This is a genomic window from Rhodococcus sp. WS3 (assembly GCF_003797085.1).
GTDB classification, from domain to species: Bacteria; Actinomycetota; Actinomycetes; order Mycobacteriales; family Mycobacteriaceae; genus Rhodococcus_F; species Rhodococcus_F globerula.
The window spans coordinates 1,934,086-1,947,156 of the sequence record NZ_RKMA01000001.1 but is presented as its reverse complement, the minus strand read 5'-3'; the positions used below and the strand labels follow the sequence as shown (position 1 = coordinate 1,947,156).

At 62.8% G+C, this 13,071-nt stretch carries 12 protein-coding genes; 6 read left to right on the top strand and 6 right to left on the bottom strand.

Annotated elements, in window-relative coordinates; genetic code table 11:
- Positions 1 to 164 precede the first annotated feature (164 nt).
- From EEB13_RS08670 to epsC, 6 genes are all read left to right on the top strand, one after another.
- Positions 165 to 1,109 (top strand): hypothetical protein, encoded by a 945-nt coding sequence (locus EEB13_RS08670; RefSeq protein ID WP_261984477.1) that lies wholly within the window; start codon positions 165 to 167, stop codon positions 1,107 to 1,109.
- A gap of 176 nt (positions 1,110 to 1,285) precedes the next feature.
- Positions 1,286 to 2,461: a hypothetical protein gene (locus EEB13_RS08665; protein ID WP_141485055.1), complete on the top strand. Its 1,176-nt coding sequence runs from the start codon at positions 1,286 to 1,288 to the stop codon at positions 2,459 to 2,461.
- 122 nt (positions 2,462 to 2,583) lie between these two features.
- Entirely contained in the window at positions 2,584 to 2,949 is a 366-nt protein-coding gene (locus tag EEB13_RS08660) for a DUF6802 family protein (protein ID WP_141485054.1), read from the top strand.
- 329 nt (positions 2,950 to 3,278) lie between these two features.
- Positions 3,279 to 5,108 (top strand): phosphoenolpyruvate carboxykinase (GTP), encoded by a 1,830-nt coding sequence (locus tag EEB13_RS08655; RefSeq protein WP_033231714.1) that lies wholly within the window; start codon positions 3,279 to 3,281, stop codon positions 5,106 to 5,108.
- A 197-nt stretch (positions 5,109 to 5,305) separates the two neighbouring features.
- Positions 5,306 to 6,241 carry a cysteine synthase A gene (gene cysK, locus EEB13_RS08650; RefSeq protein WP_141485053.1) on the top strand — a complete coding sequence of 312 codons (936 nt, stop codon included), beginning with the start codon at positions 5,306 to 5,308 and terminating at the stop codon, positions 6,239 to 6,241.
- Between the two features lie 5 nt (positions 6,242 to 6,246).
- Positions 6,247 to 6,825 (top strand): serine O-acetyltransferase EpsC, encoded by a 579-nt coding sequence (gene epsC, locus EEB13_RS08645; RefSeq protein WP_033231712.1) that lies wholly within the window; start codon positions 6,247 to 6,249, stop codon positions 6,823 to 6,825.
- Between the two features lie 58 nt (positions 6,826 to 6,883).
- Here the strand turns inward: epsC and EEB13_RS08640 are convergent, their stop codons facing one another.
- The 6 genes from EEB13_RS08640 to EEB13_RS08615 form a co-directional block, all read right to left on the bottom strand.
- Entirely contained in the window at positions 6,884 to 7,192 is a 309-nt protein-coding gene (locus EEB13_RS08640) for a hypothetical protein (protein ID WP_141485052.1), read from the bottom strand.
- Between the two features lie 16 nt (positions 7,193 to 7,208).
- Positions 7,209 to 8,156, bottom strand: a complete 948-nt coding sequence (locus tag EEB13_RS08635) for a cation diffusion facilitator family transporter (RefSeq protein WP_141485051.1) — start codon at positions 8,154 to 8,156, stop codon at positions 7,209 to 7,211.
- 119 nt (positions 8,157 to 8,275) lie between these two features.
- Entirely contained in the window at positions 8,276 to 9,724 is a 1,449-nt protein-coding gene (locus EEB13_RS08630) for an aldehyde dehydrogenase (protein WP_141485050.1), read from the bottom strand.
- Complete coding sequence (locus EEB13_RS08625; RefSeq protein ID WP_141485049.1) at positions 9,724 to 10,881, bottom strand: hypothetical protein; 1,158 nt, start codon at positions 10,879 to 10,881, stop codon at positions 9,724 to 9,726. Before EEB13_RS08625 ends, EEB13_RS08630 begins: the two co-directional genes overlap by 1 nt.
- Positions 10,882 to 10,883: 2 nt before the next feature.
- Positions 10,884 to 12,047 (bottom strand): phosphotransferase family protein, encoded by a 1,164-nt coding sequence (locus tag EEB13_RS08620; RefSeq protein WP_141485048.1) that lies wholly within the window; start codon positions 12,045 to 12,047, stop codon positions 10,884 to 10,886.
- Between the two features lie 133 nt (positions 12,048 to 12,180).
- Positions 12,181 to 13,071 (bottom strand): ROK family protein, encoded by an 891-nt coding sequence (locus EEB13_RS08615; protein WP_141485047.1) that lies wholly within the window; start codon positions 13,069 to 13,071, stop codon positions 12,181 to 12,183.

Genomic DNA, 13,071 nt, shown 5'->3' with positions numbered 1-13,071 from the left:
TATAGCGCAGACGGGTCTGAAGTTCGAGTTGAGACTTTCTGGGAAAATTCCGGAGAACTGCCCGCGAAATCGGACAGCTGAACGTGAGATGACCTGCCGGGAACAGCCGTGTCGTCGTAAACCTGACAGAATCTGCCCATCACGAAGGGGAACGTGGGGTGGGGATGAACACAGGGGAAAATGTGAAGGTGTGGGCTCGAATTGTGCCCGCAGTCTCACTCGACGACGCTTGTGCGCCGCCGATGGACGAGTTGCGACGGCTTGCCTACCGGTTGATGTCGATCGATCAGCACGCCGCGGAGGCGGTGCATTCGATAGTCGGGTCGTTGACAGCACCGCTGCAGGTACTGGTTGCCGGTCGTAGCGGAGTCGGCCGGTCCGCGGTGACCACGTTGCTCCAGAGTGATGTCTTCGCGAGCCATCGAGTGGGAGGCGCGCCGATCATTCCCACGGAGACGAGGGCGTTCGACGTGCCCGGTGCGATAGATCCGGATCTGAGTAGTCACTGCGTTGTGGTCGTCGTGGTCGACGCACTCCGAGACGCAGATCGACGCGCGGTCGGTCGCGCGTCCGATCACTGCCTTGCCGTTCTGAACAAAGCCGACCACATCGGTGACGGGTGGGAGGATGCGCTCACGCGTGCGGCCGAGATTTCCGGTGACCTCTCCGTTGCCACCGTTCCTCTGGTTGCGTTGACCGGACAAGGTCGAGAGGCGTTCTTCGGTGAGTTGTCGCTGCTACTCGAGACGTGGTGGTGGCGCAGAGTCGACGGAATTCGATCGATACTGGAGCGCGTTGCTGCCGGCGCCGAGGCGGCGGAGGTCGCCGGTGCCCGAGATGAGATCGAACAGTATCTACGGACCGATTCCGGTCTGATCTTTGCCGCGACGGGTGCGCTGGTGCGTCCGGAACTGCGTGGGTTTGTGGCAAGCGCACCGCCTGCGCCGACAACGGTTGAGGAAGCGCGCAGATGCGCTCAGTGGTGGGGCGGGCCGACGCAACGTGAACATCGCGCATGGGCCGACGCGATTTCGCTGGTCCACCGGGCGTACGTCAGGCGGTGGGTGCTTCTCGGCGGTGAGCGAGAGCGGTCGGAGATGAGCGCGTGAGCGATGTAGCTTCCGTGCTGCCGGCGGCGGTCCATCCTGTGGTTCGGAGATGGAACCCAGCTGGGCTCTCTGGTGATGTCGATGTCGCTTGGGCTGATGAATCATCAAGTAATGCAAGTGTTTTCGTTCTCGGCTTGCCGCGATGTGGTCGCGAAGAGGTCGAAAGGCTCCTGAGCGTGGCGGGCCGATACACGAGCGTCGATCACGCAAGCGACGCCATCATCGTGCTGCTGGTGGTCGACGCGGCAAGTGTGATCGGGCGGGAAGAGTTGGAACTGCTCGACGAGTCCGGAGTGGGAGGCTTGCCGTTTGTGGTTGTGATGACCAAGACGGATGTGAACCCGGACTGGGAATCGGTTCGCGACCGCGATCAGCGCATTCTTGCAGATCACAGTGATGTTTACGGTGGGGCGGCAATCATCGTCCTGTCCGAGCATGGCGGTGTCGCACCGTTGTTCCACGCCGTCGACGCAGTTCGTCGACGCGCCGTATCTCAGCCTGGCGGCGGTGTGATCGCGGAAACCCGACGGATGATCGACCTCGAGGTTCGAAACCTGCGCGAGAGCGATCCCGGCGGCGAACTGCGTGCGGAGCGCAGCGAATTACTCACCGACCGTGACGGTCGGCGTAGTGAACGACTTGCTCAGATGAGGACCAGGCTCCAGCGCGCGCGAGCCGAACTTTCGCAGCAGATCGCGGACACCACTCGAACGACAGTGGCGTCGGCGCGCCTGTGGATCGACGAGTCCACCCGAAGCGAACTCGACAGTTTGCCGGCACGTCTGCAACACGAAGTCGAGAGCAACACAGTGGCTTTCGACGCTGCGATCGCCACAGCAGTCGGAATCGGCGAAACGGGTGTAAGCGTCGCACTCCCACATTTTCCCGACGACCCCGCGACACGGCCGCGTGGTAACGAAGAGCGCATCACCGTGTTGGTCGGTGCCTCGGCGGGGCTCGGTTTGGGGCGGATCGCGGTCATTCCGCTGGAGATGGTGCCGGCCCTGGACATCGCGAGCATTCCGGTAACTCTGGTGCTTGGCGCAACTGCGGCGTGGTGGTTGAGCCGCACGAGAGGCGTTGCGGCAGATCGGGCGCACGCGCGTGCGTGGCTGGCGGAAACGATGGCCACCGTCAGAGCGCAATGGGAGCAGCGCGTGCTGAACCGGCTCCTTGACGCGGAAGTGGATCTCGGCAGCGCGATCCTGGCCGAGAGCCGAGAGCTGGTTGCGTCGGCGCAAGCGCGAATTGCGGAGATCGATGTCGAGCTCCGAGCACTGGGACAGGCACGTTCCGGACAATTGGCCGCCTGTGAACGTGACCTGGCAATTCTGAACGGTGCCGGGGCCTGAACGAGTTGTCCACAGGCCCGGATTTTTGTCGGTGACTGTCGACGGAAATCTGGTAGTACTGATGCATCTCGGTAGGGGTTGCCGGGAGAAGACACCAGCAAGATCAAGCACAGGGGGAAGTAATGGACGGACTTCTGATCACCGCCGACGTCGTCGACATGGGACGGTTCGACGTGCCGGCAGATCATCTACCGGCAGAGGGCATCGATCCGGCAACGTTCGGACCGGGTACGGGGACTGTGGACGTCGGTGATCTGACGACGACATTCGACGCATTCGATCTCGATGGCGACGGGATCGTCGACAGTCGCGTCGTGTCGCCGGACAACGATGCAGCTGCCATTGTCGTGGTGTCGGATTTCGATCGTGACGGCGCTGCCGACCGCGTGACGATGGTGGAGTCGGACGGAGACTTCGCGGCGTGGGAATGCCACCGAGACACGCACGGTGCGTTGGTGTGGGATCGCATCGATTCTGGCACTGTGTGACACCGAAAATAGGCACTGAGTGAAGTACCTGGAGGACTGTTCGCCTTGCGATCCGGGACCGTTTGCCTCTATTCGAAGCCGGGTACGCGTTGTGGATACACCATCTGAATCGTTTCTGTGACATTTCTGACCGCACCCGATTACCTGCAGGTGAACAGCCAGCGTTAACCTCAGTACATAGGACACCCGGCGTCCGTGAAATCCACGTGAGTGGATGACGCGGCTGGACCCCGTCGAGAGGGGGACACCGGGATCAACTGGTATCGGGGAGCTGCAGTTTGCATCCGGTGTCACGAGAACCCGGTTCCGGCTCACCCCAGGAGAGTTTGATGACCTCAGCGACCATTCCCGGTCTCAACGGAACTGACGGCACGCCCCCCACGCAGCACAAGGAACTGCTTGCATGGGTGCAAGAGGTTGCCGAACTCACCCAGCCCGCTCGCGTCGTCTTTGCGGACGGCTCGGACGAAGAGTGGGACCGGCTGACCGACAAGCTGGTCGAGGCAGGCACGTTCACGCGCCTCAACGACGAGAAGAAGCCGAACTCGTTCCTCGGTAATTCCGATCCTTCCGATGTGGCTCGCGTCGAATCGCGCACCTACATCTGCTCGAAGGAAGAAATCGACGCAGGCCCCACCAACAACTGGATGGACCCGTCGGAGATGCGCACCCTCATGGGTGACCTGTACCGCGGTTCCATGCGCGGACGCACCATGTACGTCGTGCCGTTCTGCATGGGTCCCCTCGACGCCGAGGATCCGAAGTTGGGTGTCGAGCTCACGGACTCCGAGTACGTCGTCGTCTCCATGCGCGTCATGACCCGCATGGGCAGCAAGGTTCTCGACAAGCTCGGCACCGACGGATTCTTCGTCAAGGCGCTGCACTCGTTGGGCGCTCCGCTCGCCGATGGCGAAGCCGATGTCGCGTGGCCGTGCAACGACACCAAGTACATCACTCACTTCCCCGAGGATCGTGAGATCTGGAGCTTCGGTTCCGGCTACGGCGGAAACGCTCTCCTCGGTAAGAAGTGCTACTCGCTGCGTATCGCTTCGGCAATGGCGCACGACGAGGGCTGGCTGGCCGAGCACATGCTCATCCTCAAGCTGATCTCCCCCGAGGACAAGGCCTACTACATCGCGGCGGCATTCCCGTCCGCATGTGGCAAGACCAACCTCGCGATGATCCAGCCGACCATCCCCGGATGGCGTGCCGAGACTCTCGGTGACGACATCGCGTGGATGCGTTTCGGTGACGACGGACAGCTGTACGCCGTCAACCCCGAATTCGGTTTCTTCGGCGTGGCACCGGGCACCAACTGGTCCTCGAACCCCAACGCGATGCGCACCATCGACCAGGGCAACACGGTGTTCACCAACGTTGCACTGACCGACGACGGCGACGTCTGGTGGGAAGGCCTCGAAGGCGACCCGCAGCACCTGATCGACTGGAAGGGCAACGAGTGGACGCCTGAATCCGGTACGCAGGCCGCTCACCCCAACTCGCGTTACTGCACCCCGATGTCGCAGTGCCCGATCATGGCTCCCGAGTGGGACGACCCGAAGGGCGTGCCGATCTCGGCAATCCTGTTCGGTGGACGTCGTAAGACGACGGTTCCGCTGGTCACCGAGGCCCGCGACTGGCAGCACGGCGTCTTCATGGGTGCCACGGTCGGCTCCGAGCAGACCGCAGCAGCCGAAGGCCAGGTCGGTACGGTTCGCCGCGACCCGATGGCAATGCTTCCGTTCCTCGGCTACAACGTGGGCGACTACTTCCAGCACTGGATCGACCTCGGCAAGTCTGCCGACGAGTCCAAGCTGCCCAAGGTCTTCTACGTGAACTGGTTCCGCCGCGGCGACGACGGACGCTTCCTGTGGCCAGGCTTCGGCGAGAACTCTCGCGTCCTGAAGTGGATCGTCGAGCGTATCGAGCACAAGGCTGCCGGTATCGACACCCCGATCGGCGTCGTTCCCACGGGATCGGCACTCGACATCGACGGCTTGGACGTGTCGGACGCCGACATCACCGAGGCCCTCGCCGTGAACATCGACGAGTGGAAGGCCGAGATCCCGCTGATCGAGGAGTGGTTCGACTTCGTCGGCGAGAAGCTGCCCACCGGTATCCGTGACGAGTTCGAAGCTCTGAAGCAGCGCCTGGGCTGAGTCCCTCGCGATTCTGTTCTGCGTAACCCGAATGCCGCATCTGATCGAACAGATGCGGCATTCGGCATTCGAGGAGATTATTTTGGTAGTTCTCGGGTTTTTACCGGCCCGGTTGAGCTATAGGACACACCGAATGATGCAATAACGTCATTAACGAAACGACCCGGTCGACACTGCGGCCACATGGAGGTACGGAAATGACCGGTATTTACAACAACGTCACCGAATTGGTCGGGCGCACCCCGCTGGTGCGACTCAACCGCCTGACCGAGGGTCTGGACGCACAGGTTGTAGTGAAGCTCGAGTTCTACAATCCGGCCAACAGCGTCAAGGACCGGATCGGTGTTGCGATCATCGACGCTGCCGAGAAGTCCGGAGCACTCAAGCCCGGCGGAACCATCGTCGAGGGCACCAGTGGTAACACCGGTATCGCACTTGCCATGGTCGGCGCTGCTCGTGGCTACAAGGTCATCCTGACCATGCCGGAGACGATGTCCACCGAGCGTCGCGTCATGCTGCGTGCGTACGGCGCCGAGATCGTGCTGACCCCGGGCTCCGAGGGCATGGCCGGCGCAGTCGCCAAGGCCAAGGAAATTGTCGAGCAGACTGAAAACGCTGTCTCGGCCAGCCAGTTCGCAAACCCCGCCAACCCGGCCATCCACGAGGTGACGACCGGTGAAGAGGTCTGGGCCGACACTGACGGCGCCGTCGACATCTTCGTTTCCGGTATCGGCACCGGCGGCACCATCACCGGCGTCGGACGCACTCTCAAGAAGTACAAGCCCGAGGTCAAGATCGTCGGCGTCGAGCCCGTCGATTCGCCGATCCTCAACGGTGGCCAGCCCGGCCCCCACAAGATCCAGGGAATCGGTGCGAACTTCGTACCCGAGATCCTCGATCGTAAAATCTACGACGAGATCATCGACGTCTCGTTCCCCGATTCCATCGAGGTCGCTCGCGCTCTCGGAACTCAGGAAGGCATCCTGGGTGGCATCTCGTCCGGCGCCATCGTGTGGGCCGCCCTCGAGTTGGCAAAGCGCCCCGAGAATGCGGGCAAGCTGATCGTGGCGGTTGTTTGCGACTTCGGTGAGCGTTACATCTCCACCCCACTGTTCGAACACATCCGGGACTGAGATACGTGAGTATCCTCGGCGTCATTCGCGAGGACCTACAGGCTGCGCGCGGTCAGGATCCTGCCGCGCGCAGCAATGTGGAGAATGCCCTCGTTTACTCAGGGCTGCATGCCATCTGGTCGCATCGGATCGCACATAAGCTGTGGGCTGTGCCCGCTCTGCGCGGTCCGGCCCGGGTGTTGTCGCAGCTGACACGTTTTGCCACGGGCATCGAGATTCATCCCGGCGCGACCATCGGTCGACGGTTTTTCATCGACCACGGCATGGGCGTCGTGATCGGTGAGACGGCTGAGATCGGCAACGACGTCATGCTTTATCACGGTGTCACGCTCGGCGGCCGTTCACTCGAGCAGGTCAAGCGCCATCCGACGCTCGGCGATCGGGTCACGGTGGGCGCGGGCGCCAAGATCCTGGGACCGGTTGTCATCGGCGAAGGTAGTGCTATCGGCGCCAATGCTGTTGTGACGCGTGATGTTCCAGCCGATTCCATTGCGACGGGTATTCCGGCAGTAGCTCGGCCGCGGACCGCCAAGGAGAAGTTGGTGGATCCGAACAGCTACATCGATCCTGCGATGTACATCTGACTCTGTTCTGACGGTGGCCGCCCCTCGTTTCGACGGTGGGGCGGCCACCGGCGTCTTTTCAGGCTCGCGTCAGGTGCCACCCGCGGCGCCCCATCAGCGCAGCCGTCAGAGCGCCCAAACCTGCTCCGAGGAATGGGAAACTGGCAAGCAGGAACCAATTCCTCGACGCATTCGATTGAGAATCGAAGTAGAGGTTCAGCGACGATTCGTAATCCCGGCTCATCTGCACGCCCGTCAGCGGTGCGTACCCTCCCTGGTACACGATGTCCTTGTCCGAACTGGTCATCACGTCGATCAGGACGCCCAACAAGGGAATTCCCCCGACGACAAATCCGAGGACCATCAGGACAACGACCAGAGCGCGCATCAAATGAGCGTATCGCTCAGGCGGTGATCGACGGTTCTTCCGGTGTCGAGAGCGTCAGGATCGCCCGTACGACGCGTGGGCTCTGCTCGAGTGTGCGCTCGAGGTCGCGCAATGTGTGGGCTACTCGAGATTCGGCGTAGTCCCCGACGACATCGATGCTGGCAACCAGGTACACCTGCCGCGGCCCGAGGTATTCCATGCGCAGGAACGTGATTCGGTTGACGTCGGGTAGCTGTGTCAGCGCTTCGATGCCGGCGGCGCGCAGGGTCGGGGACGCTTCCTCACCGACCAGGAAACGTCGGTTGCGGTCGATCAGAATCACCGCGATGACACCAAGCAGGATGCCCACGCAGATGGATCCGAGGGCGTCGGGGATCGGTGAACCAGTGATCTGGTGAAGCAGGACGCCCGCGAACGCGATGATCAAACCGATAAGTGCCGCAGCATCTTCGGCGAACACAGCCCGCGTGGTGGGGTCGGAAGTATTGAGAGCTTGCGTGAGAACATCGCTGTTGACGGCCGAAGCTTCTGCCCGCAATTGTTTGTAGGCCTGGCGGAACGAGATGCCTTCGAGGATGAAGGAGACGCCGAGGACTGCGTAGGCAACTCCGAAATCGGTGGCCGGTTCCGAATGGAACAGTTCCTGGATTCCGTGGGTGATCGACACTCCGGCACCAAGCGCAAAGAGTCCGAGGGCCGCGAACATCGACCAGATGTAGGCTTCGCGGCCGTAGCCGAGGGGTTGATCGCGATCGGGAACCCGCTTGGATCGTCGGTTTGCGATGAGGAGCAGGATCTCGTTGCCGGTGTCGGCCCACGAGTGGGTGGCTTCGGCAACCATCGACGCCGATCCGGTGACGATCGCGGCCGCTGTTTTTGCTCCGGCGATCAGCGCGTTTGCGGCAAAGGCCAGGACAACGGTGGTGGTGCTCTCGTCAGCCGATGCTTTCGTTTCGGTGGTCACGGAGCTAAGGCTAAGCCCGCTCGGACGGTTATGTCTGGGGAGTGAGCACAGCTTCTATGAAGTGAGCACCCCTTCCGTCGTGCTGGAAGGGGTGCTCACTGTGTACAACGGGTGCTAACTCAGCTCGTGTATCCGGGCGGCATGAGCACGGACTTGGTTTCGCAGAAGGCTTCGAGGCCCTCAGGTCCGTTCTCGCGGCCGATTCCGGAGTTCTTGTAACCGCCGAACGGTGAACCGGCGTCGAAGGCGTACCAGTTGATCGCGTAGGTGCCCGTGCGGATCTGCGCCGCGATTTCGAGGCCGTGATCGATGTCGGTGGTCCAGACGGATCCGGCGAGGCCGTAGTCGGAATCGTTGGCGATCTTGACGGCCTCGTCCTCGGAGTCGTACGGAATCACCGACAGCACGGGTCCGAAGATCTCTTCGCGGGCAATGGTCATGGAGTTGTCGACGTCGGCGAAGATGGTCGGCTCGACGTACCAGCCCTTGTCGAGTCCGGCGGGACGACCGCCGCCGAGGACCAGTCGAGCGCCCTCTTCCTTGCCCTTGGCGATGTAGCCCTCGACGCGCTCGCGCTGCTTTTCGGAGATCAGCGGGCCCAGCTGCGCGGCCGGATCGGACGGATCGCCGACGGTCATGTAACCGGCCGCGGTCTTGAGTCCCTCGATGACCTCGTCGTAACGTGAACGGGGAGCGAGGATTCGGGTCTGCGCGACGCACGCCTGACCGGTGTTCATCAGGCCGGACATGACAAGCATCGGCATTCCGGCAGCGAGATCGGCGTCCTCGAGGATGATGGCGGCGGACTTGCCACCGAGTTCGAGGGAGCAGCGCTTGAGGTTCTGGGCGGCGATGGCGCCGATCTTGCGCCCGACCGCGCTGGAGCCGGTGAAGGTGATCTTGTCGATGTCAGGATGCGAGACGAGGTATTCGCCGGTCTCGGCGCCGCCGGGGAGCACGGAGATGACGCCGGCGGGAACGCCTGCCTCAGCGAAGATCTCCGCGATCACATGGACCGAGAGCGGTGACTCGGGGGCCGGCTTGAGCAGGACGGTGCAGCCGGCGAGCAGTGCGGGGGCCAGCTTGTTGATCGCGAGGAACAGCGGAACATTCCACGCGAGAACGGCAGCGACAACGCCGACGGGCTCGCGGGTGACCTTGGTCTGCCCGAAGGCGCCGGTGCGCTTCTCTTCCCACGCGAACTTGTCGGCGAGTTCGGAGTAGAAACCGAGCGTCGCCATCGACGGGGTCTGCTGCATCATGCCGACCATGGCGGGTGGCTGGCCCATCTCGTTTGAGATGAGCTGGTTGAGATCTGCGCTGCGCTCTTCGAGGAGCTTGGCTGCCTTCGCGAGGATCGCACCGCGCTCGGAAGGGGTCGTCTTGGCCCACGGTCCGTTGTCGAAAGCGTTGCGCGCAGCGGAGACTGCGGCGTCGATGTCTGCCGGAGCGGCGACGGGACAGCTTCCGACGCGCTCCTCCGTTGCCGGTGAGAACACCTCGAGTACCTGGTCGGTGGCGGGGGTTACCCACTCGCCGCCGATGTAGAGCTTGTCGTAGTTCGTCATCACAATCTTTCCTCGGTGTTGTCGGTCTCGCGCTCTGGTGCCATATCGATGAAACTGGTGAAGCCGTAACGCTCGTGGGGTCCGATGGCAGCGACTTCGAAAAGGCCGGTGCCGTCGAAGGTCTGATCACCCTCGGTGAGATGGAATTTGCTGAGATTGTCCACGGGGGAGAACATGCGCTGCATGGGTTCGAATTCGTGGACCTTGTGCCGCAGGCCTTGGACAACCAGCTCGCCTTGCCACATGCCGTGGCGCCAGTCCTGTTCGAGCCCGTACCCGGTGCCGATGCCGATGTGGTTGGCCAGCAACAGTTCACAGTCGACGGTCAGAACCTCGCCGCTGGGCCGGTGGAAGGTGAGGGTAGCTCCGGTGACGTCGCGGGTGGCGGGGCAGAAGATCAGGTCGTGCTCGGGCCGGCCGAGCCATTCCGGATCGCGTCCTTCTTCCGGCCAGATTCGCATCGCTTCCTCGACGATGCGACGGCCTTGCTCGTCTTCCTGCATGATGACCGAGATGGTGAACTCGTCGAACTGCATGACGGAGTAGATCCAGAAGAAGTTCTGGATACCGTCGACGGCGCGTCGGCCGGGTGGCTCGGCTTCACCGACCGGCCGTACGCCCCAGGAGCGGTCACGATTTCCGCGCCAGGTGTCGGGGTCGATCGAGATTTCTTCTCCGTCGACGGTGAGGTGGCCGCTCCACGTTCCGGTCTGCAGGAAGCGGGACGTGTCGAAGGTGACGCGCTCGAGTTGGCGTCGAAAGTGCTTGGGCTCGAGCGCTGCCGGGATGGTGGCGTCGAAGGTGATGTCGAAGGAGAGATCGTATTCGCTGCTGGGTTCGAGGACGACACGAAGTTTCTGCAGGCCCTCCAGCACTTCGATGCGCAGTGGTCCGACCGTGGTGTCGGTGCGATCGGCGCCCAGGGCTTTCGACATGCGGGCCACGATGTGGTGATCCCCGTGGCGTAGGACGGCAAAACCGTCCATGACACCGAGATTGGGGTACTGGCCCAGACCGACGATGAGGAAGGTGTCGTTGTTGCCGGTGGGGTAGCAGTTGAAGTAGTAGCGGTCGTAGAAGTTTCGGTCCGAGGTGGCGACGTGGCGGACCGGTTCCGCGATCTGGTGAATGGGGTAATCGTCCATCGGCGACAACATGGTCAGTTCAACCTCTCCCAGTAAGTGCCGTCGAGCATCGCGGTGAGCGATGCGCGGTGCATGATCATGTCGTCGGGGTCTGCGGGTTGCTCGGCTTGACCGAAAGCTATGGCACGGGCCTGAATTCGCCACATGATGACGGCCTGGCGCAGCGCTGCGTACGTAACGTAGAACTCCAGATCGTGTGGTGTGTGACCGGTGATGTCGGCGTAAGTTGCCGCGATGTCCGGCAGTCGCAGGAAGTCGGGAAGACCGGGCAGGTTTGCCAACCCGGCAATGTCCTCGAAGAACCTGTGCAGGAAGGCCATCCAGCCCAGGTCCATCTCACGCGGGCCGAGAGTTGCCATTTCCCAGTCGAGTACGGCAACTGGTGCAAAGTCCTGGTACATGACGTTGCCGATGCGTGAGTCGCCCCAACAGAGCACGGCCGGTGAATCGTCGGCGGGATTGTGTGCTTCGACCCAGTCGAGTGCCCGCTCGATGAGTGGCGATCGGACGCCATCCTTGACGACCCACTCGTAGTATGCGCGCTGCTCGGCGATGTGCGCCGAGAATGCCTCTCGCGCAGTCGGTCCCGAACCAGGCAGTTGGAGGAAATCGAAGCGCTCGATCGGATTGTCGATGGCGTGCAATTGCGCCAGGACGTCGACCGAGTTCTGCTGGAGAGTCTTTCGCTGCGCCGGGGACGCTTCGGTGACCCACGATCCGAAGTTGTACGGCATGACGTCGGGAGGCACGTCACCGGAGATGCGCTCCATGACGAAGAACGGCGCACCCAACGCATCCGGGTCGGATTCGGACCAGTACACCGTCGGTACGGGCACCGCGGAGTGCTCGTGCACCTGCGCCATGGTGCGGAACTGGGATTCGAGGTCGTAGGTCGGAAACACCGGCATGGTGGTCTCTGCCGGGGCGACACGGGCGACCAGCGGATGATGATCGCCGTCCCAGGTCGCGTCGAAGAGGATGGTTTCGCTGGACATGCCGTTGGCTGCGGGCAGGGTGACATCGGAGACGGTCACGGTGGATCCGGCCGGCACCTTCCCGGCCATCCAGCGTTCCAGGCGTTCGCGGAGGTCTTCGGTGTCGCGGAGGGAATCACTTGGTCGGGCGACCTGTGCGTGATGCTCGGCTTCTGTCGAGGAAACATCGGGGCTCACGGTCACCTCCTTCCCGCTTGTGTCACGCGCAATGCCCGTAACGGTGTGAGTCAGAACACTAAAACACGTTACAGAAATTGGGAACAGGTGGCACCCGTTTAGTGGGACTCCCTGCGGATTTCTCGGAGAAGAACGCGTGTCAGATGGCGGCGACGAGCGACAGGAGCCCCGCGCCGGTCAGAGTTCCACGCTCACCCAACTCGGCGGAGACGATTCGTAGGTCCTTGATGAACGACAAACGGGCATGTCGGGCAGCCGATTCGCGGAGAGGTTCCCACAAGGCTGAGCCGGACTGGGAAAATCCGCCGCCCACCACCGCAAGATTTACATCCAGGAGTGCTGCAGCCGACGCGATGGCAACACCCAGCGCGGTTCCGGCACGGTGAAGCGCTGCCCGGGCGAGGGCGTCGCCGCGGTGGGCGTCGTCGGCAAGCTCGAGGCCGGTGGTGCCGGTCCACCCCTGACTGCGAGCCCAACGAACTGCTGCCGGACCACTCGCGACCGTCTCGAGGCAGCCGACGCCACCGCAGGAGCAGGGTTCGTCGGCTCCAGGGACAACAAGGTGCCCGATGTGGCCGGCATTTCCCGTACGGCCAGGTGCGATGCGACCGCCAAGGACAACTCCGCCGCCCACGCCGGTGGAAACGACCAGACTCAACAGGTCCAGGTTTCCGCGTCCGGCGCCGTGGTGATGTTCGGCCAGCGCAGCGGCAGCCCCGTCCATGGCCAGAGTGGCCGCTGCGCCCGGGAAAACACTGCGTACCGCGTCCTGCAGGGGGAAGCCGCCAGCCCACTCGGAGATGTTGATGGGAGCCACAACACCGCCGACGGTATCGACCGGGCCGGCGCAGGCGATTCCGACGGCGTCAACCGCGCGTCCGTCGGCAACGTTCTGAAGTAATGCCGCGCAGGCTGCCCACGTATCCGTTTTCGGTGTGGGAACCGTGCGGAATTCGGGAACGCGCCCGTCCTCGGAAGCCAAACCGGCAGCCATCTTGGTGCCGCCGATGTCGAGGGCGAGGCGAATCAC